The following is a 23,060-nucleotide window of genomic DNA, read 5'->3' on the forward strand; positions in this document are numbered from 1 at the left end:
GCGACTTGAGGAGATAGGGCATCGACCACCTGTATTACGACTTCGTCTAATACAGGCTACATATGCTAAATGAGTCACAAATCCGTTGATGTAGCCTGTAATAGACGGAGTCGTATTACAGGGTGTTTAATCTGGGAATGTTTTTTCATGGCTGGGGGTTGTCGAGGTGATTCATTTGGTGCGTCTGTTTTTTTGCGACTTGAGAAGATAGGGAATCGACCACCTGTATTACGACTTCGTCTAATACAGGCTACTTTAGGGGTTTTACTTGTCAATGATATGCAAGACCGACTTGATTTAGTAAGTAAAAAAAATCCCGGCAAAAGCCGGGATCCAGGTAGAGGAGACGTTGTCAGTCACGACCTGAGAAAGCGCTTAGCAAATTAAGCAGGCTGACGAATAAGTTATATATGGATACAAATAAACCAACTGTTGCAGAAATGTAGTTGGTTTCACCACTGTGAATAATTGCACTGGTTTGCAAAAGAATTAAACCTGAGGAAATTAATACAAAAGCTGCAGAAATTGCTAATTGTAAGGCAGGGATTTGAATGAATATACCTGCTATCATGGCCAGCAGTGCAACCATCACGCCTACGAAAAGGAATCCGCCAAGGAAGCTGAAATCTTTTCTGGTTGTCAAGGCATAGCCTGAAAGGGCAAAAAATATCATTCCAGTACCGCCTAAGGCTGTTGCAATAATCTGGGGACCGTTAGAAAAACCGGCAATGTAGTAGTTTAACAGTGGGCCAAGGGTGTATCCCAAAAATCCGGTAAAAGCAAAGACGCTGACCAGACCCCAGACGCTGTTTCTTAATGCTTGGGTTAAAAACATGAGACCATAGACTCCGACTATCATCAGCAGTGGATTCATTGGGCCGGCACCGCTGGCAAAAGACATGTATGCAGTGAAGGCACTGAATACAAAGGTCAAGCTCAGCAAAAGGTAGGTATTACGCAGTACCTTGTTGGTTGCAAGCACTGATTCGCTACGTTGAGTTAGAAGAGTGACATCATTTCGGTTCATATTGAGAACTCCAGTTTATTTATGTTGAGTATAGCATATCTATGGTCTGGTTTCCTGTTTTCAAGTAATTTACTTGGGCAGTGCACTCCAGACTTTTAACTAGACGAATACTGACACGCTATTATTAAGTTGAAAATGGTGTTCTGTCAATTTAGTTATTTAATCTCAATGTATTGACGATTCTGTAGTGCTCTATACTTGAGGTATAGTACTATCGGGTTATGTGAAACTTATGGAAATAACATGAAAAAGGTTGCTTTGTTACAGATGGTGTCTTCACCCAGGATTGACGAGAATTTACAGCAGGTTGAGCATTTTATGTTGCAGGCTCGTAATGAGCGTGCCGAGCTGGTTGTCTTACCGGAAAATTTCGCATTTATGGGGCTTAAAGAGACTGATAAACTAGACCTTGCCGAAACCTACGGTGATGGGCCAATTCAGCATAAAATCAGCAAATTAGCGAAAAAAAATGGTTTATGGGTTGTTGCTGGTACTATCCCTGTTAAAGGAATGACCAGTAAAGTCAGATCAAGCTGCATTGTCTATGACGATCAGGGGCAGCATGTTGCACGTTATGATAAAATACATTTGTTTGATGTACGTGTTTCTGAGCATGAGGCTCATCAGGAATCGCTCACTGTGGAACGTGGCCACAATCTAGTCGTTGTTGAAACACCTGTTGGTAAAATTGGACTTTCCGTTTGTTATGATTTGCGTTTTCCTGAATTATATCAACAACTGGCAGCAAAAGGAGCCGAATTGTTTACTATTCCTTCGGCATTTACCGAGGTCACCGGTCTTGCTCATTGGGAAGTTCTGCTCAGAGCAAGGGCCATAGAAAATCTGTGTTATGTTGTAGCTCCCAATCAGGGTGGAGTTCATGAAAATGGCAGAACAACTTATGGTCATAGTATGGTTATAGAACCCTGGGGTAAAATTTTGGCGCAAAAGCAGGTTGGTTCTGGCATGATTACTGCCGATATTGATTTGCAACGGTTGGATCAGTTAAGAAAGCAATTTCCTTGTATGGAACATCATGTTTTAGCATGATCCTGAATAATCAACGAATAGGTAAAGAAATGACACACGCTCTTGCAATAGCAAAAAAACTGTTACTGGCTCCCGCTGCTCTTGATGAATCAGGAATAGAAAAGTTATTTAAAACCATGATGAATCATCATATTGATGATGCTGATTTGTATTTTCAAAGCTGCAGTTTTGAATCCTGGTATCTGGAAGATTCTGAAGTGAAAAGTGGAAGTTATTCTTTGGATAAAGGCGTAGGTATAAGGGCTGTTAGTGGTGATAAAACAGGTTTTTCTTATTGTGATGATATCGTGTTATCTTCCATGTTGCGAGCAGCAGATGCCGCTCGCTCCATTGCCCTAACTGGTTCCAAAGTGGTGCAACCCATTCATGTCAAGAGTTCACCGGTCAGCCGTTATGAGTCTCTTAATCCTATAGAGGGCATGACGAAACAGGAAAAAATCGCCCTTTTGGAGGCAATTGACAGAGAGGCTCGCAGTATTGATCCCAGAGTGATTCAAGTGAATGCATCCTTAAGTGGCTGTTATGAAGTAGTTATGGTGGCCGGAATGCATGGGCAATTGATTGCTGATGTTCGACCCTTAGTCAGTGTTAATGTGAGTGTTATTGTTGAGGACAAGCAAGGAAGACGTGAGTCTGCACGAACCGGCGGTGGCGGCAGGGTTGCTTATTCATATTTCACAGAACGTGATAATGCCTTGGTTTATGCAAGGGAGGCTGTTCGTGAAGCCTTGATCAATCTGGAAGCAAAGCCAGCTCCAGCGGGGACTATGCCTGTGGTCTTAGGCCCAGGATGGCCGGGAGTTTTATTACATGAGGCCGTAGGTCATGGTTTGGAAGGAGATTTTAATCGCAAAGGGCTTTCCGCTTTTTCTGGTCGCTTGGGACAACAGGTTGCAGCGCCTGGGGTTACAGTAGTTGATGACGGTACTTTGGCCAATAGACGGGGTTCATTAACCATAGACGATGAGGGAACTCCATCGCAATGCACTACCTTGATTGAAAATGGCATTCTGGTGAATTACATGCAAGACAAGTTAAATGCCAAGTTGATGGGGATGCAGTCAACAGGAAACTGTCGCCGAGAATCCTATGCCCATATTCCCATGCCCAGAATGACGAATACCTACATGTTGGCAGGACAGCATGATCCTGAAGAAATCATTCGTTCCGTTGAATACGGATTGTATGCTGTTAATTTTGGTGGTGGGCAAGTGGATATTACTTCGGGCCAATTTGTTTTTTCAGCAAGTGAAGCTTATCTAATCGAACACGGAAAAGTAACTCAACCCGTTAAAGGTGCGACTTTGATTGGGAATGGCCCTGATGTGATGAAAAAAATCAGTATGATAGGTAATGATTTGGCTTTGGATAGAGGAATAGGGGTGTGCGGTAAGGATGGACAATCTGTTCCTGTAGGCGTTGGACAACCAACTCTTAAAATTGATGCTTTAACGGTTGGTGGAACCCGCTAATTTTTTAAGTCTCTGTTTTTACGTTTATTGGTCTAAAATTATATACAACTGGCCAATAAACGGATAATCCATGCATGATGAAACAAAAGCTAACAGCTTGTTTCAGTTGCTTTTAAAAAAGGAACAGGAATCTGCCAACAGAGTGTATTTAAGACAACCTCGAAATGGGGTATGGCACGAATACACTTGGGCAGAGGTGATGCTGCAAGCACGCAAGGTAGCCCGATTTCTTCATCAGCTCAAATTAAAGAAAGGAAGCCATGTTTCCATAATTTCTAAAAATTGTGCTGAATGGTTTATTACTGATTTTGGCATTCATTTGGCCGGAATGGTCAATGTTCCCTTGTTTGCCAATCAAAATGAAGACAGTGCCCGCTATGTTTTGCACCATGGTGATGTTAAAGTGGTTTTTATAGGCAAGCTGGATCGCCATCAACAGGTTCGTCAGTACATTCCAGAAGGTTATATAACAGTAAATTTTAACTATCATTCTGATTTAAAGGTCGATTACACCTGGGCTGAGGTGATGGCGTATGAGCCTTTGGTTGATTTGAGTGAGCCTGGGCCTGATGATTTGTATACCATTATTTATTCATCGGGAACCTCTGGATCACCAAAAGGAGCGATGTATCCCAATAAAACCATAGCCAATTACCTTACTCTTTTTCCAAAAGATCTTTTGCGTGTCCAAAACGCAGCTTATTACAAACTAATCTCATATCTTCCTTTGGCTCATATTTATGAGCGCTCTGCAATCGAGCTGGCCAGTCTTACCATTGATTGTGACGTTTCCTTCGTTGAAAGTCTGGAAAAATTTGCTGAAAATTTAAAAGAAATCCAGCCTACATTTTTTACAGCAGTACCTCGTATCTGGGGCGTATTTAAGCAAAAAATTGAGCAAAAACTACCGCCTGCCAAGTTAAATCTGTTACTAAAAATACCATTTATATCCTCATTGATTAAAAAGAAAATAATCCATAACCTTGGCTTGAACGAGTGTTTGAATGCATTTTCTGGCGCTTCACATCTTCCTGTTCCTATGATTGAATTTTTTGAAAAAATAGGAATAAACATCCAGGAAGGATACGGTCAAACAGAAAATCTGGCTTATGCGACTTTAACGTTACTTAACCAACAAAGAAAGGGTTATGTAGGTACTCCAAGATTGGATGTTGCCATTAAATTAGGTGAAGATTCTGAATTATTAATCCATTCCCCCTGTCTTATGTCGGGGTATTATAAAGACAAGCAGGCATCAAAGAATGCATTTTTTGACGGCTGGTTGCGTACAGGCGACGTTGCAGAAATTGACGCAGAACAAAGGGTCAAGATATTGGGGAGGCTGTCTGAACATTTTAAAAATCAGACCGGGGAATTTGTGGCACCTTCTCCTATAGAAAAACGATTCACCACAAACAACGATATTGACCAATTGTGTCTGGTTGGACGAGGCCTACCCACTAATGTGCTTTTGATAACTCTAACTGATGCCGCTCGGTTAAACAAAAACAGGGATAAAATTAACCAATCATTACAGCACAGCTTGCATCGAGTTAATGAACAGTTAATGAAATTTGAAAAAGTCAGCCATATCATTGTGTTAAAAGATGCCTGGAGTACAAATAATGATATGTTAACGCCTACGCTAAAAGTAAAACGCAGAGTTGTGGAGCAAAAATATGAGCGTTTGATTGAGGATGTTTTGCTCAATCATCAAGCGATAGTCTGGGAGTCTTAATGCAGGCATAACTCACCTTGAGTTAACTGGTTGTCTGGTCAGAAAGATGCAACGAACTCCGGTTGACGGACTGAAAGCAGCCCTATGTTATTTTGAGTTCGTTGAGCCGGTTAATTGATTTAATAATGAATCGATTTCAAAAATACGCTCCTCGGGTACTGTGCTATCCAGAGTAAAGCGTAATCGTTGTGGGCCTTCCATCTTGTAGCGTTGGGCGTGAACTTGAATCAGATGAATTAATGCACCGGGATCAATAGCTGGTTTTTCGCTAAAATCGATTTTTCCTTGCGCTCCGCTGGCACTGATTTTATGTATGCCTAATTCTGTTGCCTTTAATTTAAGTTCCGTGATGAGCAGCAAATGTTTCACTGGTTGGGGTAATAAACCAAATCGGTCTATAAGTTCTATTTGCAGGTCATGGATCTGTTGTTTGTTTTTGGCATTGGATATACGTTTGTACATGATCAAACGATTATGGATGTCTGCTATGTAGTCTTCAGGTATGACTGCACTGATGCGTAAATCAATTTCTGGCCCCTGATGCATGGGCGCTGATAGTTCAGGAATTTTACCTGCTTTTAAATCATGTACTGCTCTATCGAGCATTTCCATAAATAAATTAAAGCCTATGGCGTGCATGTTACCGCTTTGATCTTCTCCCAGTAATTCTCCAGCGCCTCTGATTTCCAAATCGTGAGTTGCCAGGGTAAATCCTGCTCCTAAATCTTCAAGAGACACTATGGCCTCAAGACGTTTTACTGCATCAGTTGTTAATGTTTTCTCGTCTGGCGTTAACAAGTATGCATAGGCTTGATGATGAGAACGTCCAACACGGCCACGGAGCTGGTGCAGTTGGGCTAAACCGAATTTATCGGCTCTATCAATAATAATTGTATTGGCTGTGGGTATGTCTATACCGGTTTCTATGATAGTTGTGCAGACTAACACATTAAAACGATGATGGTAAAAGTCAGACATCACCCGTTCCAGTTCTCGTTCGCGCATCTGTCCATGCGCACTGCGAATTTTTGCTTCGGGTACCAGGGTTTGCAGATCCTGGCATATTCTGTTTATGGTTTGCACGTTATTATGCAGGAAAAATACTTGTCCGCCCCTGAGAATTTCCCGAAGAACAGCTTCTCTGACGACTATGTCTTTCTTTTCTTGCCAGAATGTTTTAATCGCCAGGCGTTTTGCAGGCGGCGTTGCTATCAAGGAAATGTCTCGTATGCCTGCCATGGCCATATTGAGGGTTCTGGGTATAGGTGTTGCGGTCATGGACAGGATGTCTACATGAGTACGTAATGACTTCATGTGTTCTTTTTGTTTGACGCCAAAGCGATGTTCCTCATCAATAATCAACAAGCCCAGATTTTTAAAGTTAATGCTGCTTTGTAATAATTTATGAGTCCCTATCACAATGTCAACTTTGCCTGATGATAGCGATTGCAGTACTGATTCTGATTCTTTGGTGCTGCGAAATCGAGATAGCAGCTCAATAGTAATGGGAAAATCTGCAAAACGATCGCGAAAGGATTCAAAATGTTGACCTGCCAGTAAGGTAGTAGGCACAAGGACGCAGACCTGTTTGCCGTTTTGCACGGCCACAAAAGCCGCTCGCATGGCTACTTCAGTTTTTCCAAAGCCCACATCCCCGCAAATTAATCGGTCCATGGGTCTTGGGGATTGCATGTCTTTAACGATTTGCTCTATGGCTTGCAGTTGATCTGCCGTTTCAGTGAAGGGAAACGCACTGGCAAACTTGACGTATTCACTGTGATCAAACTCATGCTGGTGTCCGGGTTGGGCTTCTCTTTTGGCATAGAGATCCAGTAATTCAATAGCAACATCGTGAATTTTTTCAGCCGCTTTTTTCTTTTCTTTTTGCCATTGATCAGTGCCCAATTTATGTAGGGGAGCATGTTCACTGTCTACTCCCGTGTAGCGACTTATCAAATGCAGCGAAGTGACAGGCACATAAATTTTATCGTCACCTGCGTAGGCAAGCACCAGAAATTCGCTGGAGATACCATTAGTGCTGATATATTGCAGTCCTTGGTACCTTCCCACGCCAAATTGGAGGTGAACTACTGGAGCACCTAATCTTAACTCCGCCATATCACGAATAATCAAATCAGGATCTACTGATTTTTGTGTTGCTCTGCGTTGTGGAGTGCTTTGTTCACCAAATAATTGCGATTCTACGATTAGGATAATATTGCGGTTATTTAATTCGCAACCGTAAATCAGTGGTCCTGTTGTAATGCTGATTGGTGCATCATCCTGAATAAAGTCAACCCATGAGTGGACTACTTTGGGAACGATGCCACTGACTTTGAGTAAATCAAGTATGACTTCACGTCGTCCGGCACTTTCAACAACGATTAAATATCTAAATGCAGTTTTTGTGCAATAGCGACTTAATTGTTCTAAAGGCTCCTGATTTTTTCTGTCTATAGGTAATTGAGGTGCTTTACCAATATCAAAATTAACCACAGCGCCTTTTTTTGAAGAGGGTTTATGGAATACACGCAATTGCTCGTATGTATTGGCATGGGTTAATAGTTCTGTGGGAGTGATGAAGCAGGCATAGGGAGTTAGTATTGGGCGGCTGATGTCATAACGTCTTTGTTCGTAGCGTTCGGTTAATTCGTGCCAAAATTGTTCGGCATTGTCCTGAATGTCTTCAATTAAACATACTTTGGAATCAGTGGGAAGGTAATCAAAAAAAGTAACGGTTTTTTCAAAAAACAAGGGAAGATAATATTCTATTCCGGCAGGAAATTGGCCATTGGAAATGGATTCATAAATGGGGCATTGACTGGGATTACCCGGAAACAGCTCTCTAAAGGTTCTTCTAAACAGCGTCTGGCTTTGCTCGTTTAAAGGAAATTCACGAGCGGGTAGTACGTTAATTTCCTTTATTTTTTCTATGGTGCGTTGGGTTTCTGTGTCGAAACGCCTTAAGCTGTCTATTTCATCATCGAATAATTCGATTCGAAAAGGAAGGCCACTCCCCATTGGATAAACATCTATAATCGAACCTCGTAGAGCATATTCGCCATGCTCCAGTACTTTATTAACGCAGTGATAGCCTGCCTGTTGCAATTGGTGTCTGAAGGTATTGAGATCGAGTTTTTGCCCCTCTTTCAGCATTAAAGCATACTGATGTAAGAATTCAGGCGGGCATAGTCGGTGCATTAAGGTGCTGGCGGAGGTAATGACTACAGCGTCTTTCACCTGCTGCATACGGCTTAGAGTGTAGAGCCGTTCAGAAATTATGTCCTGATGCGGTGAAAACTGATCATAGGGTAGCGTTTCCCAATCAGGAAAAAATAACAGTTCTTGTTGTTGTTTTTGCGGATTAAGAAAAAATTGCAGTTCGTCTTGCAGCTGACTTGCACTGAGATTGTCCTGAGCAATCAGTAGCTTGATTCCAGGCGTTTCCTGACAATATTCAGCCAAGGCAAGAGCCAGGCTGCTGCCGTAAAGTTGCCCCCAAATGTGTTTGTTTTGCGTTGGATGGTAAATCAGTGTTTCAGTATTCATGAAATGGTGATGCAGTCAAAACCTTTAGGTGAGGCATTATACCTGTATCTTGTGTATTGTGCATCTCCAAAAGAGGTACGTTCAGGGCAAACGCATCTAAATTATGAACATAAATCTCTACCATTTTGCCTACGTCCTGCGCTTTATGCGCAGGATCCATGCGATCTTAGTGCAGGCAAAGTTCTGAATTCTGCGCATAAAGCGCAGAACGTAGGCATCTGGGTCTTAGATAATACGTTTAGATGCGTTTACCCTGGAGGTGGGTTTCAGGACTGATGAACTGTCAGTGGCATTTAGAATGCAACTAATCGGTGCTTTATCTGGCAAGGAGCTGACAAATCAAGTCATCGCTTCAAACTTAGCGGGATGTCGCTTTCTGTTTATTCATTTTGCGCAAGTAACCCTATTTACTCTTCCTTGCAAAACGTTACTTAAAAGCGGGGCGTTATGACTTTGGGTTATTCTGTTTCGATTAAGTCAACTTGAGCTAATTCAGGTTCATCCAGTTCTATATCAACAGCTTCAATTTTTTGGAAACGTGAAGTAATTTTTCGAGCTGAAGTATTCACCTCATTAACATCCTGATGAGCCAGATCGATGTGTTTGGATAATTTATCCATGCGTTTCTCAAATCTTTGGAAATCGTCTGCGAGGGCATGTAAATGTTTTTGAATGATGTGAACCTGTTTTCGGGTTGCATCGTCTTTGAGTACTGCTTTAGCTGTGGTCAATACAGCCATCAGTGTGCTGGGGGATACCAGCCATACTTTCAGGCGTTGCGATAGGGAAATGAGATCAGGGTAATTGGCGTGAATTTCGGCAAAAATAGATTCTGCAGGGATAAACATCATGGCGCCATCAGTTGTTTCATTGGGAATGATGTATTTTTCCGCTATATCCTTGATGTGCTTTTGGATGTCCTGCCGAAATTGCTGTTGGATGGATTTTCTTTCTACCGACATGGCATCTGTGTTGATTAGCTTTTGATAGGTTTCAAGAGGAAATTTCGCATCAATGACTACATTTCCAGTTGGTTCAGGTAAGAATAAAATACAATCAGCACGCTTTTGATTGCTCAAAGTGTATTGCATCTGGTAATGAGATGCCGGGATCATATTGCTGATTAGGGTAGCAAGCTGTACTTCACCAAAGGCGCCGCGAGCTTTTTTATCCACCAAAACATCTTGCAAACTCACCACATGATTGGACAGTTCGGTAATTTTTTTTTGGGCTTCATCGATAATGGTAAGTCTTTTGACTACATCAATAAATGTTGATGAAGTTTTTTCGAACCCTTCGGTTAATTTATGATTGACTTGTTGGGTCAGGCTGTTTAGATGCGTTCGTATCTCTTCTGTGAGAAGCTGTAAATGAGAGGTTAGCGAACTGGCGTGTTGTCGAAAACTATGATTCATTTGCTCTCTGACGTCCGTCATTTGTTTTTGGACCGTATCGCTGATAATTTGTTGGGTAATCAGCTGACCTCGAGCTATTTTTTCATTAACACTATTTTGACTGTTTTGCTGGGATTGGCTTAAATCAAGATGCAGCTGATGCAACTGAGAGGTCAGGGCATGCTGAATTTTTTCATGAATGCATTCGCTAAGGATTTTTTGTTGTTTTTGCTTTCTGATACACCAGAGGGTAAGAAACAATTGGAGGGCAAAAGCACAGGCTATGCCCTCCATCAGGCTTAAAGAAGAAAAAAACGTCATGCACTAATCCACAAGTTGGGTGAGCTTGATGGGCTGATTGTACTGATAAACCGTTTTCAATTGCCCGTAATCTATCAAGCGTAAATAACCTAAATAGAGTGTATCGTCTGATAACTGATGGGAATTGTCAAAGGTAAACTGAATAATCTGTTTTCCGGGTTCAAGCCATTGTGCACTTTGCGAGGTTTCAATGGGTATGGGCTCGCCTGTAGCACTTTTTTTGTAGAGAACACTTTGTAAGGCGTAACGACTTGCAGTCGCTACATCTAATGTAGCAACAAAGGTTAAGGGTTTTGTTGCTAACTTTTTAACATTTAGCATACTGGCTGAGGGTACTGCATAGGAAAAAGCAGTATGCCCGCTGCGCCGAATCAGGCTGGGTCCGTATTCAGAGAGAATGTTTGCTTCAAGATACCAGTTTTCCCCATGATCATTAGTCTCGGAGTCCAGAACTGCGACTGCTTCAAATTGGTTTTTCTTAACTTTTGTTAAATCCAGTGGAATGTATTTTCCACCCGGACCAATCAGTTGAGCGTCTATGTCATAAATATCGTATTCAGTACAATCGTCGGCCAGTGTGATTTTTGCAGTCAGTTTGTCGCCATATTGATAATGAATGGAGTCAGTTTGTACTTCGAGATAAGTGGCAGAAAATTTATCAAAGACATTAACTAAATAAGTATCGGAGTCGTTTGGTAGGTTTTTTTCACTTTTAATAATAAATGTTCCAGCGCCTAATTCCGGTTTTAACTGCATCATGGTTTGGTGTGCACTGGATAAGCTTGTATCGCCAAAGGGTTCATCCTGGCTGAATAATGCTGAGGCATTTTGTGCTTTTAATAATTGATTTTTTGGGGTCTTTATGACGAGTTGTGGAATTTGTCTGTTTTTTTGCATGGGAGTAATGCGTATTACAGCTCCGGGCGCAGTTGTTGTGATCGCCACTCCGGTACGCAGCTGTTTGAGGCTTATGCGTTGTTTGTAACCGTAACTTTTTTGGCTGTTGTTAACATGCAAATTAAACGGTTCGCTGGTTATGCTCCATTTATCTTGTAAATTCTCATGAGATAATTGGCTGCATACATCACAATCGTATGATTTTACGGGCTGTCTAGGTAAGGTTAGCGCCTGCGCCTGGGTAAAACACAAGACAGAACAGAGTATCAGTTGCGTTTTTTTCATTGTACCGCTCCTTCTGTAGATAAGGTACTTATCAGAATATTATCAAAGCCAAAACAGGAGTGACGGCTTTGGTTATGACTGAGCGGCATGCGGTTTTCTGTTTTATCTTTGTCGTAGAACAACAGTTCGCCTGCAGCCAATTGCGATGTGCAATTTAAAAATCCATCGGCACAGTTATCCAGATAAAGTTTCGTAATCTTTAATCCACTGTTAAGCAAATACCCATTACAGTAACTTGACGATGAGAATGGGGATGCCTGAACGTCGGTACCAACAATGACTTTGAAGGGCGTAGACAGTGAGGGGCGGCCTTTACCACCGAGCAATAGTTCGTCGTTGTAAATGAGCATATCGCCAACACGTTGCTGCTTTACTGCATCGGAGAGATAGCCCAAAAGCCAGGCAAGGCTTGTTTCAAGAACACCGCCACCCAATACCTCATCGGCTAAAGGAGTTCCCAAACTGGACGGTGCTATGGCGATAACTTGCTTGATTTTGGGCTTTAGCGCCAGATAACGACGGTCATAGGTAGGATTGGAGAGTATCCAGCGGATGATATTGGCTCCATCCGAATGGGTATAAACAGTCATGGAGCTTATTTTTTTTTCTTTAATAAAATTAATCAGCTGATCTGCTACACAGTTTGCTGCATCTTCGTGCCACATGTACTGACTAAAGTCGCAATGCACGACAAATAAATTTTCTGGTTTGGTCAAAGCTTTAGACATACTGTCTATAAAATCAATTTTCCAATATCCGCCATAGGCATCTACTCTGTGATCACGGGTTCCATGAACCAATGCCACGCCCGGGTTGGGTTTATTGTCTGGGAGCGCCTGGGTAAATGGTGAAAATAACACGAAAAAGAGGGCGATTAGTTTGCGTAGAAAGTCCATTTCTTTAATACCTTATCTAAATCAGAAACGTATCTATATCATAATTCTCCTTAGGGGTTCAAGCAGAAAACTATAGGATCAGAGTTTAGTTTTGGTTATTCGAAACCAGGAATAAAAGTGGTAAACTGATTTTTTTTAAATCGGGAATCTTTTCAATGAGTCATGATGAAATTAAAGAGCATATTCAAGAGCTTAAAAATTTAATTGTAACCTATGATCATCATTACTACGTGCTCGATGAACCGTTGGTGCCTGATGCAGAATACGACAGAACCTTCAAAGCGCTGCAGGAACTGGAAACCCAATATCCTGAGTTTTTGACTGCAGATTCACCCACTCAACGAGTTAGCGGAACCCCTGCTGATGCGTTTATGCCTGTTGCCCATAAACAACCTATGTTATCTCTTGCCAATGTGTTTTCAGATGAGGAGCTGCAGGCTTTTATCAAGAGGGCAACTGACAAGCTGGACGAACCCAATCAACAACTTATCTTTACCTGTGAACCCAAGCTTGATGGTCTTGCTGTGAACATAACCTATGAGCATGGGTTATTAACGCATGCGGCAACACGGGGGGATGGGGCTACTGGAGAAAATATTACCGCAAACATTAAAACAATCAGCTCGGTTCCTTTGAAATTAAGAACAGATAATCCACCTGGCCTGATTGAAATTCGTGGCGAAGTGTATATGCCCAAGGCGGGCTTTGAGCAATACAACGCTAAAGCTCGGGAGGCTGGTGAAAAAACCTTTGTAAATCCTCGCAATGCCGCAGCGGGCAGTTTAAGGCAATTAAATCCGGCAGTAACGGCAAGTCGTCCCCTGGCCATATACTGTTATGGCATTGGTGCATGCGAAGGGTATCAGTTGCCTGACAGTCATTGGGAGCAGTTGCAATTACTCAAGGACTTTGGTTTTAGAGTATCTTCTGAGTCTAAAAAAGAAGTGGGAATAACAGGCTGCCTTGATTATTATCACCACATGCTGCAAAAAAGACAGCAATTACCTTTTGAAATTGATGGCGTAGTTTACAAAATAGACAGTAATTCCTTGCAGCAGCAATTAGGGTTTGTATCACGAGCTCCTCGCTTTGCCTGTGCGCACAAATTCCCTGCTTCTGAAGAAATGACCCAGTTGCTGGCTGTTGATTTTCAGGTTGGACGAACTGGTGCCTTAACTCCAGTAGCTCGCCTTACTCCGGTCAATGTTGGGGGAGTGACCGTAAGCAATGCAACCTTGCATAACATGGATGAGATCTCCAGAAAGGATATTCGTATTGGTGATACGGTGATCATCAGACGAGCAGGTGACGTTATCCCAGAAGTAGTTGCAGTTGTGACTGCCAAACGTCCTGATTTTACTCAGGCTATAGTTCTTCCCGCCCATTGTCCGGTGTGTGGTTCGGATGTGGTTCGTGAAGAGGGAGAAGCTATTGCCAGGTGTGTAGGCGGTTTGTTTTGCAAGGCGCAATTAAAGAGGATGATGTGGCATTTTGCGTCTCGTAAGGCCATGTATATTGAGGGCTTGGGATCTGTACTTATTGAACAATTGGTTGATGAGGGGCTGGTTCGTCATCTTGCTGATCTGTATGAGTTGGATTTATCAACCCTGGAAAATTTACCTAGAATGGGTAAAAAATCTGCTCAAAATCTTTTGTTAGCGTTGGAGCAAAGCAAAAAAACCACGTTTAATCGATTTTTGTACGCCTTGGGAATCAGAGAAATAGGGGAATCCAGCGCACGGGTTTTAGCAGAGCACTATTCGGATATTAGCGCACTTCAATCTGCAAGTCTTGACGAATTAATGTCTTTACATGACATAGGGCCTGTAGGAGCTTCATACATTGTTCACTTTTTTGCACAACCACATAATATAGAGGTCATTAACCGTTTAATAGCGCTTGGTGTGTGCTGGCCTAAAACCGAAAAGAAAGAAGTGAATAAAGAGAATCCATTTTTTGGAAAAACAGTAGTTTTGACGGGAACTTTGGCTGAAATGGGAAGGGAAGAGGCCAAGGCTTTGTTGCTTTCGATGGGCGCCAAGGTAAGCGGCAGCGTTTCTACTAAAACAGATTATGTTATTGCTGGAAGCGAAGCCGGATCCAAATTAGTCAAGGCCAATGATCTGGGTGTTAAAGTGCTGGAGGAAGAAGCATTCAGGGCAATGCTGTCTGCAGGGTAAAAACAGACTCGCTAAATACTTGAAGATAGGGATATACTTCTATGAATAAATTATTCAATTTAGCACAGGGATATTAAGTGCGGCATCTTATCTTAACAGCGATGTTAATTTTATTGCAGTGTACTTTGGGGCTTGTTCATGCGGGCTCCTGGGTTCTTAATAACCCATATCCAGACAGTGAGGCAGATGAGAATATTTATTATTCTTCGTTTATTGAGCAGCCCAAAACCCTTGATCCGGCAAAATCTTATTCTGCAAATGAATACCTGTTTATTGCGCAGATTTATGAGCCTTTGTTGGAATACGATTATTTTGCCAGACCTTATAAGTTGATTCCTTTAACGGCTGCTCAGATGCCTCAAATTACCTTTTTGGATGTGCATCGTAATCCGCTTTTGCCGAGTGAACAAAGTAATGCCGCATACAGTGTTTATACCATTCAAATCAAGAAAGGAATTTATTATCAGCCGCATCCCGCTTTTGCCAAAACAAAAAAAGGAGAATATCGCTACCATCATTTAGCAGCAGATTACCTTGATGAGCATGATATCAATCAGCTTTCTGATTTTAAGTACACAGGTACAAGGGAACTGGTGATTGATGATTATATTTACCAGATCAAACGCATGGCTTATCCCGGGGTGAATTCTCCCATTTACGGATTGATGCAACAGTATATCGAAGGATTTAAAGAATTCGGGCAGACGGTTCCGTACGCACCATTGTCCAATAATCATTTTATTGATTTGCGACAATATCCCCTGCAGGGTGTAAAAAAAATCGATGATTACACTATGGAGCTGACCTTAAAAGGGCAGTATCCGCAGTTTTTATTTTGGTTGGCTATGCCGTTTTTTTCTCCTGTTCCCTGTGAAGCCGATCTGTTTTACTCACAAGAAGACATGGATGATAGAAATTTATCTTTTGGTTGGTATCCTGTTGGTACAGGACCTTTTATGTTGAGTAAAAATAATCCTAACCGACAAATGGTACTGGAAAAAAATCCTAATTATCGCGAGGTTTATTTTCCGGTTGATGCTACAGAAAAAGACAGACGTGATGGATACACAACTAATATAGGCAAGAGACTTCCTCTAATTACCAAGGCAGTTTATACCCTTGAAAAAGAATCTATCCCTCGTTGGAATAAATTCATCCAGGGTTACTACGACATATCCGGAGTTAGCGCTGACAGTTTCGATCAAGCAATTCATATCAATCGTTTTGGAGAGGCAATTTTAAGTCAAGAAATGATCGATAAAAAATTGCACTTAACTCAAACTTTGGAACCTTATATCTATTATATGGGGTTCAATATGCTCGATAGTGTAGTAGGTGGACGAAGCGAAAGAGCGCGGAAATTAAGACGGGCTATCTCTATTGCCGTGAATTATGATGAAAATATTGCCATCTTTTTTAATGGTCGAGGTATTCCCGCACAAGGCCCCATACCGCCAGGTATTTTTGGATACAGGGAAGGAAAAGAGGGCATCAATCCTTATGTGTATCAATGGACGAATAATACGCAAAAACGGCGCTCTCTGGCTGAAGCCAAACGGCTCATGCGGCAAGCAGGATATCCGGGTGGTATTGACCCTAAAACCGGGAAAGCTTTAATTTTGCATTATGATGTAACCACCAAGGGGGGGCCTGAGGATAAGTCCATGCTGGATTGGATGCGTAAACAATTCGCCAGTATCGGTATTCATTTGGATATCAGAGCCACTTTGTATAACCGTTTTCAGGAAAAAATGCGTATGGGGAATGCGCAAATATTCAGCTGGGGTTGGAATGCGGATTACCCAGATCCTGAAAATTTTTTCTTTTTACTGTACGGTAAAAATGGAAAAGTGCGTTTTGGTGGTGAAAATGCAGCTAATTATGCGAATCCTGAGTTTGATCGTTTGTTTAATTTGATGAAAAATCGGAGTAATGATGAACTCCGGCAAAAGTATATAGATAAGATGATAAAGCTGGTTCAGTATGACGCTCCATGGATATGGGGTATGCATCCAGAAGATTTTATTTTATCTCAAAGTTGGGTTTCTAATGTCAAACCCAATGCAATTGCTTTGGGCACTTTGAAATATGTATCCATCAACACTAAAGAACGAAATCACTTGCGTGAGGTATGGAATCAACCGATATTTTGGCCTTTAATTCTTATCTTGCTTTTACTGGCAGCCTTAACTCTTCCATTAATTATTGCGTACCATAAAAAAGAAAAACAACCAGCAAAGAGGGCGAATATATAATGCTGCATTATTTATTTCGAAGAATGGTGTATGCCATTCCTATTTTATTTGGAATCAACCTGCTTACCTTTATTCTTTTTTTCATGATCAATACGCCTGATGACATTGCCCGCATGCATTTAGGCAACAAACATGTTGATCAACGCATTGTTGATGACTGGAAAAAGGCTCATGGCTATGATTTACCTTTATTCATCAACCAGAATAAACAGGGAATTAATGCGCTTAAAGAGACTTTGTTTTATCAAAAATCCTTGATGTTGTTTACGTTTAATTTCGGGGTATCGGACTCTGGAAGGGACATCAGCCATGACATTACCTACAGAATGTGGCCAAGCCTGGCTATTGCTCTGCCTATTTTAATTTTTGGTATTTTGATTAATATTATTTTCGCTATGGGTATGGCTTTTTTTCGTACATCTTATCTTGATTTGACCGGGGTGGTGATTTGTATCATTTTAATGTCCATATCCAGTCTTTTTTACATCATAGGAGGGCAGTATTTGTTCGGAAAAATTCTGCGTTTGTTTCCTATTTCTGGTTATGATGGCGGATTTGAAGCGCTTAAATTTATTATTCTTCCTGTCGTTGTTGCTGTGTTAAGTCAATTGGGATCGGGTTCACGATGGTATAGAACTTTATTCCTGGAAGAAATTCACAAAGATTACGTTAAAACTGCTAAAGCCAAGGGATTGTCTGAGCAACACATTTTATTCAAACATGTTTTGAAAAATACTCTTTTACCCATTTTGACCGGAGTAGTGGTAATTATCCCTTCATTGTTTATGGGCAGTTTGGTACTTGAATCATTTTTTGGGGTGCCTGGTTTGGGAAGTTACATCATAGACGCAATCCAGCAACAAGATTTTGCCATAGTGCGGGCTATGGTTTTTCTCGGCTCAATTCTCTATATCATTGGATTGGTAATGACCGATTTTTCTTATATGTTGGTTGACCCCAGGGTGCGATTGTCATGAAATCATTTACTTTAACGGACTTTAAATTGCAGATGAGCGTTGAATCATGAGCTTTGAATTTCTATGGACTGATGTGTGTTTTCTTACCCTTTTAATTTTGGGGGGATTGGTTACTTTAGCAGGCTTGCGAAAGCAACACATCAGATTATCTTTTGCTATAATCCTGCACAGACCGATGGCGTTGAGTGCGGCCATTGTATTAATGTTATTTTTGACAGTGGGTGTATTAGACTCCATTCATTTCAGAACCACCGCCGCTGGTTCTGATGTTGCTGAGTCTTTATTGGATAAAATATTAGCACCCCTGGGAACCTCTTATGAAAAAACCTATTCTGCTCCGCTTGCTTTAACGTTATTTGTAACAGAAACCGAACTGATAGATGGCATAACAAAACAAATTTATCCTCGTTTAAAGTATCCACCAAAATCCATTAAGAATGAAGCTGATAAATTTATTATTATTAAAGGAGAAATACTTCGAGCCTTGTTGTTTAGTATTGGGATCACATTTGCAGTCTGGGGAGTTGTTGTTCTGGTGAAGCTCTGGACTCAATCCAGGCCATTGTTTCGTTTAAGCAACAGAGGGTTAAGTGTACTATTAACCTTAGCCTTGCTTTCTTTTGCTGTTTTATCGAGTTATTGGTTGTCGCGGTATTTTCATGTTTTTGGCACAGGTCAGATTGGGCAGGACATCTTTTATTTTAGTGTTAAAAGCATCAGAACCGGTTTGATTATTGGCTTACTGACTACTTTGTTTATGCTGCCTTTGGCTTTGTTTTTGGGGATAGTTGCCGGGTATTTTGGTGGATTGGTCGATGACATCATTCAATACGTTTATACCACTTTAAGCTCTATTCCTGGTGTTTTGTTAATTACGGCTTCTGTATTATCCTTGCAAACCTACATAGCCAGTCATCCAGAACAATTCTCTACTTTGGCAAAAAGTGCAGACGCACGTTTATTGGCATTATGCCTCATTTTGGGAGTCACCAGCTGGACGAGTTTGTGCCGTTTGTTACGTGCTGAAGCCTTGAAATTACGTGAAGTGGATTATGTCATTGCGGCACGTGCCCTGGGAAGCAGCTGGTTTACCATTATTCATAAACATTTGCTGCCCAATGTCATGCACATCATCATAATCACCTTAGTGCTTGATTTTAGTTTTTTGGTCATGGCTGAAGCGGTATTGTCTTATGTCGGTGTGGGTGTTTCTCCCATGACCATCAGCTGGGGAAATATGATTAATGGTGCTCGATTGGAATTGGCTCGTGACCCGGTGGTTTGGTGGCCAATTTTTGCAGCTTTTCTTTTTATGTTTATTCTGGTTCTGGCCATTAATCTGTTTGCTGATGCCGTTAGAGATGCTTTTGACCCGCACCAATCGTGAATCCGGGGTGCTGTGTTTAAAAAGGGGTTTAATAAAATGATGCGGCAAAAAGAAAAATCGAAAAACCTAGTGGATCCCATCTTGCTATTTGGGGTAAAGTTGCCTAATTAGTTTTAATGAGTTTATCCTCTTATGCAACAACGTTTTGTTCATTTGCGTGTACACACAGAGTTTTCTTTGGTTGATGGCCTGGTTCGAGTGAAGCCACTCATGAAGACCTTACCTTCACGGGGAATGTGTGCGGTGGCAGTGACTGATTATTGCAATTTATTTGCGGCTGTAAAGCATTATAAAAACGCAGTCGATGCAGGAATTAAACCCATTATTGGCAGCGATCTGCCTTGTCATAATCCTGAGTTACCCGATGTCGTCTCTTCTCTCGTTTTACTCTGTCTTGATGCACAAGGCTATAAAAACCTAACCTGCCTGGTATCCAAAGCCTATCAGGAGGGACAGTATCAGGGGCAACCCCGTGTGCAGTTTGCATGGATTGAACAATATTCTGAAGGCTTGATTGCTTTATCCGGGGGCAGAGCTGGTGATATTGGGCAGGCACTTTTGGCCGATGATGACTCGCTTGCCACTGCAAGGGCAAAACACTGGATGCGTCTCTTTCCTAATCGATTCTATCTGGAGATTCAACGCACCGGCAGGGCTGATGAAGATTTATATAACGAAAAAGTAATTGCTCTGGCGGAACAATTGCAATTACCTATTGTGGCTACTAATGATGTTCGATTTCTTGACGCTGATGACTTCGATGCCCACGAAGCCAGGGTGTGTATTCATGAAGGATATACTTTGGCCGATCCTCGCCGAGTCCAACAGTACAGTGCCCAGCAATATTTGCGTTCAGCAGAAGAGATGGAGGCGTTGTTTGCGGATTTACCAAGCGCAGTAGCCAACACTGTAGAAATCAGTAAACGATGTAATGTCACCCTTAATCTGGGTAATAATTATTTACCTAACTTTCCTGTGCCAGAGGGTTCAACCGTTGAAGAGTATTTATCGCTGATTTCCGAGCAAGGGCTTGAGGAGCGATTAAGGCACCTGTTTCGCAATAAATCCGAAGAGGAGTTAAATGCCTCACGCAGTGAATACGATGCTCGTTTGCAAATTGAGTTGAAAGTCATTAATACCATGGGATTTGCGGGGTACTTCCTAATCGTTGCGGATTTTATTCAGTGGGCAAAACAAAACGGTGTTCCTGTAGGGCCAGGCCGTGGATCGGGTGCTGGATCCCTTGTTGCTTACGCCTTGAAAATCACTGATCTGGATCCTTTAGAATTTGAACTGCTTTTTGAGCGTTTTTTGAACCCTGAGCGGGTGTCTATGCCTGACTTTGATATTGACTTTTGTATGGAGGGTCGTGACAGGGTCATTGAGTATGTTGCTGAAAAATACGGCAGACAAAGTGTGTCGCAAATTATTACCTTTGGAACTATGGCGGCAAAGGCTGTGGTTAGGGATGTGGGGCGAGTATTTGGTCATCCTTATGGTTTCGTGGATAAATTGGCTAAATTAATTCCCTTTGAAATAGGCATTACTTTAAGCAAGGCAATGGAACAGGAGCCGGAACTTCGTCGTCGCTATGATGAAGAAGAGGAAGTTAAAGAGTTAATTGATCTTGCGTTAAAACTGGAAGGAATTACCCGTAATGCGGGCAAGCATGCCGGAGGAGTTGTTATTGCTCCATCGCAGCTGACTGATTTTACCGCCATTTATTGTGAAGAAGGTTCGACACAAATCGTCAGTCAATTTGACAAGGATGATGTAGAAGCCGCAGGACTGGTTAAATTTGACTTTTTGGGCTTGCGAACCCTAACTATTATTGATTGGGCTTTGGCGACGGTTAACAAACAGCGTGAAGAGTCAGGGTTGGCTCCCATAGACATTAGTCACATTCCAATCGATGACACCAGTTCATTTGATTTGCTCAAGGCATGTAAGACAACCGCCGTCTTTCAGCTTGAATCACGGGGTATGAAGGAGCTTATCAACAGATTACAACCTGATTGTTTTGAAGAAATCATCGCTTTGGTGGCCTTGTTTCGTCCGGGGCCGTTGCAGTCGGGAATGGTGGATGATTTTATAGACAGAAAACACGGAAGAGCCGCCGTTGATTACCCTCATCCTGACTTGGAACCCATTTTGAAACCAACTTACGGCGTTATCCTGTATCAGGAGCAGGTAATGCAGATTGCTCAGGTTCTGGCTAACTACACTCTGGGTGCCGCTGATATGTTACGTCGTGCCATGGGTAAGAAAAAACCCGAAGAAATGGCAAAACAACGTGAAATATTTACCAAGGGAGCGACAGAACGAGGTGTCGCAGAAGAGGTAGCGACTCATATCTTTGACTTGATGGAAAAATTCGCAGGGTACGGATTTAATAAATCGCATTCAGCCGCTTACGCCTTGGTTGCCTATCAAACAGCATGGCTTAAAGCCCATTATCCTGCTGCGTTTATGGCTGCGGTTATGTCTTCTGATATGGATAATACGGATAAAGTAGTTACTTTTATTGATGAATGCGCACACATGAAGCTCAAGGTTTTGCCGCCATCGATCAATCAATCCATGTATCCTTTTACAGTGAAAGATGATGCAACCATTATTTATGGTCTTGGTGCGATTAAAGGAGTGGGAGAGTCTGCTATTGATTGCATTGTTCAGGAGCGGAGTTTAAATGGCCCTTATTCTGATTTATTCAGTTTTTGTCAAAGACTGGATTTGCGTAAAGTCAACCGTCGTGTTTTGGAAGCGTTAATTAAAAGCGGTGCATTTGATGATTGGCACGTTGAGCGGGCGGTTTTAACTGCCTCTTTGGAAAAAGCATTAAAAGTGGCTGAAAAAGAACACCAAAATCAATCAAGCGGCCAATTTGATTTGTTTTCTCTTTTAGAAGACAAAGCCGATGAACAAGATTATTTGCCTTGCAAACCTTGGTCTGAGGCGCACAGGCTAGAAGGGGAACGAGAGGTATTAGGTTTTTATCTTACTGGTCACCCTGCAGATCAGTACAGACGAGAGTTTGGCGATTTTATTATTCCCATCAGTCAACTCAATCCATCCATGCATAAGAAAGCAAACATTTGCGCTCAGGTTACTGCAATTCGAAAAATCATTACCAAACGGGGCAAAAAATTAGTGATTATTGGTATGGATGATTCTACTGCACGTATGGATGTTGTTGTTTTTGGCGAAGTATTTGATCTGTATAGTGAGCCATTGGCTTCAGGAAGCATGTTGGTAATAGAAGGTGAAGTTGCTCATGATGATTATAATGGGGGCGTGAAAATGACGGCTAGTCAACTTCACAGTATTTCGTCCGCACGCACTCGATTTTCCCGATGTTTGGAATTAAAGTTAAGCCAGTCAAGTCAATCTGTTTTGACAACGCTGCAATCTATTTTGCAGGCTCATCAGGGCAATTGTGTGGTGCAGTTTTTATATACTAATGAATTTGCACGGGCTTACTTAAGTCTGGCGCAGAAGTGGCATGTTACTCCCAGCGATGAATTGATAGGACTTTTAAAAAATACTTTGGGCGAAGAACACGTTACAATGCGTTATTAATGATTTTCATCTTGATGGCCTGGTGATTGAGTAGGCAGTTGATGAGCGTAATC

At 41.8% G+C, this 23,060-nt stretch carries 13 protein-coding genes; 8 read left to right on the forward strand and 5 right to left on the reverse strand.

The genetic code is table 11. From position 1 onward, the window contains the following. Window positions 1-352 precede the first annotated feature (352 nt). Window positions 353-1,027 (reverse strand): Bax inhibitor-1/YccA family protein, encoded by a 675-nt coding sequence (locus Lwor_RS08855; RefSeq protein WP_058493531.1) that lies wholly within the window; start codon window positions 1,025-1,027, stop codon window positions 353-355. Between the two features lie 243 nt (window positions 1,028-1,270). Between Lwor_RS08855 and Lwor_RS08860 the strand changes: the two genes are divergently transcribed. From Lwor_RS08860 to Lwor_RS08870, 3 genes are all read left to right on the forward strand, one after another. Next, entirely contained in the window at window positions 1,271-2,077 is an 807-nt protein-coding gene (locus Lwor_RS08860) for a carbon-nitrogen hydrolase family protein (RefSeq protein ID WP_058493532.1), read from the forward strand. A 29-nt stretch (window positions 2,078-2,106) separates the two neighbouring features. Next, a complete protein-coding gene (gene tldD / locus Lwor_RS08865) occupies window positions 2,107-3,549 on the forward strand; it encodes a metalloprotease TldD (RefSeq protein WP_058493668.1) in 1,443 nt (480 codons plus the stop codon). Window positions 3,550-3,619: 70 nt separating this feature from the next. Continuing rightward, entirely contained in the window at window positions 3,620-5,287 is a 1,668-nt protein-coding gene (locus tag Lwor_RS08870; RefSeq protein WP_058493533.1) for an AMP-binding protein, read from the forward strand. 87 nt (window positions 5,288-5,374) lie between these two features. On the opposite strand, the gene mfd is transcribed toward Lwor_RS08870, so the two are convergent. The 4 genes from mfd to Lwor_RS08890 form a co-directional block, all read right to left on the reverse strand. Continuing rightward, window positions 5,375-8,836: a transcription-repair coupling factor gene (mfd, locus tag Lwor_RS08875; RefSeq protein WP_058493534.1), complete on the reverse strand. Its 3,462-nt coding sequence runs from the start codon at window positions 8,834-8,836 to the stop codon at window positions 5,375-5,377. A 458-nt stretch (window positions 8,837-9,294) separates the two neighbouring features. Next, window positions 9,295-10,551, reverse strand: a complete 1,257-nt coding sequence (locus Lwor_RS08880; RefSeq protein ID WP_058493535.1) for a DNA recombination protein RmuC — start codon at window positions 10,549-10,551, stop codon at window positions 9,295-9,297. A 3-nt stretch (window positions 10,552-10,554) separates the two neighbouring features. Then, a complete protein-coding gene (locus tag Lwor_RS08885) occupies window positions 10,555-11,733 on the reverse strand; it encodes a DUF4785 domain-containing protein (protein ID WP_058493536.1) in 1,179 nt (392 codons plus the stop codon). Continuing rightward, window positions 11,730-12,629, reverse strand: coding sequence for a hypothetical protein (locus Lwor_RS08890; RefSeq protein WP_058493537.1), 900 nt, complete (start codon window positions 12,627-12,629; stop codon window positions 11,730-11,732). The genes Lwor_RS08885 and Lwor_RS08890 overlap by 4 nt, the downstream gene beginning before the upstream one ends. 155 nt (window positions 12,630-12,784) lie before the next feature. Here Lwor_RS08890 and ligA point away from each other — a divergent pair, with 155 nt between their 5' ends. The 5 genes from ligA (at window position 12,785) to dnaE (ending at window position 23,007) form a co-directional block, all read left to right on the forward strand. Next, window positions 12,785-14,809, forward strand: a complete 2,025-nt coding sequence (gene ligA / locus Lwor_RS08895) for an NAD-dependent DNA ligase LigA (protein ID WP_058493538.1) — start codon at window positions 12,785-12,787, stop codon at window positions 14,807-14,809. 101 nt (window positions 14,810-14,910) lie between these two features. Then, on the forward strand, window positions 14,911-17,064 hold the full coding sequence (locus tag Lwor_RS08900; RefSeq protein WP_058493539.1) for an ABC transporter substrate-binding protein: 2,154 nt from the start codon (window positions 14,911-14,913) through the stop codon (window positions 17,062-17,064). Next, window positions 17,064-18,041, forward strand: a complete 978-nt coding sequence (locus Lwor_RS08905) for an ABC transporter permease (protein ID WP_058493540.1) — start codon at window positions 17,064-17,066, stop codon at window positions 18,039-18,041. The genes Lwor_RS08900 and Lwor_RS08905 overlap by 1 nt, the downstream gene beginning before the upstream one ends. A 46-nt stretch (window positions 18,042-18,087) precedes the next feature. Next, a complete protein-coding gene (locus Lwor_RS08910; RefSeq protein ID WP_058493541.1) occupies window positions 18,088-19,428 on the forward strand; it encodes an ABC transporter permease in 1,341 nt (446 codons plus the stop codon). A gap of 132 nt (window positions 19,429-19,560) precedes the next feature. Further along, complete coding sequence (gene dnaE, locus Lwor_RS08915) at window positions 19,561-23,007, forward strand: DNA polymerase III subunit alpha (RefSeq protein WP_058493542.1); 3,447 nt, start codon at window positions 19,561-19,563, stop codon at window positions 23,005-23,007. Window positions 23,008-23,060 lie beyond the last annotated feature (53 nt).

This window comes from Legionella worsleiensis (genome assembly GCF_001467535.1).
Classification (GTDB): Bacteria; Pseudomonadota; Gammaproteobacteria; order Legionellales; family Legionellaceae; genus Legionella; species Legionella worsleiensis.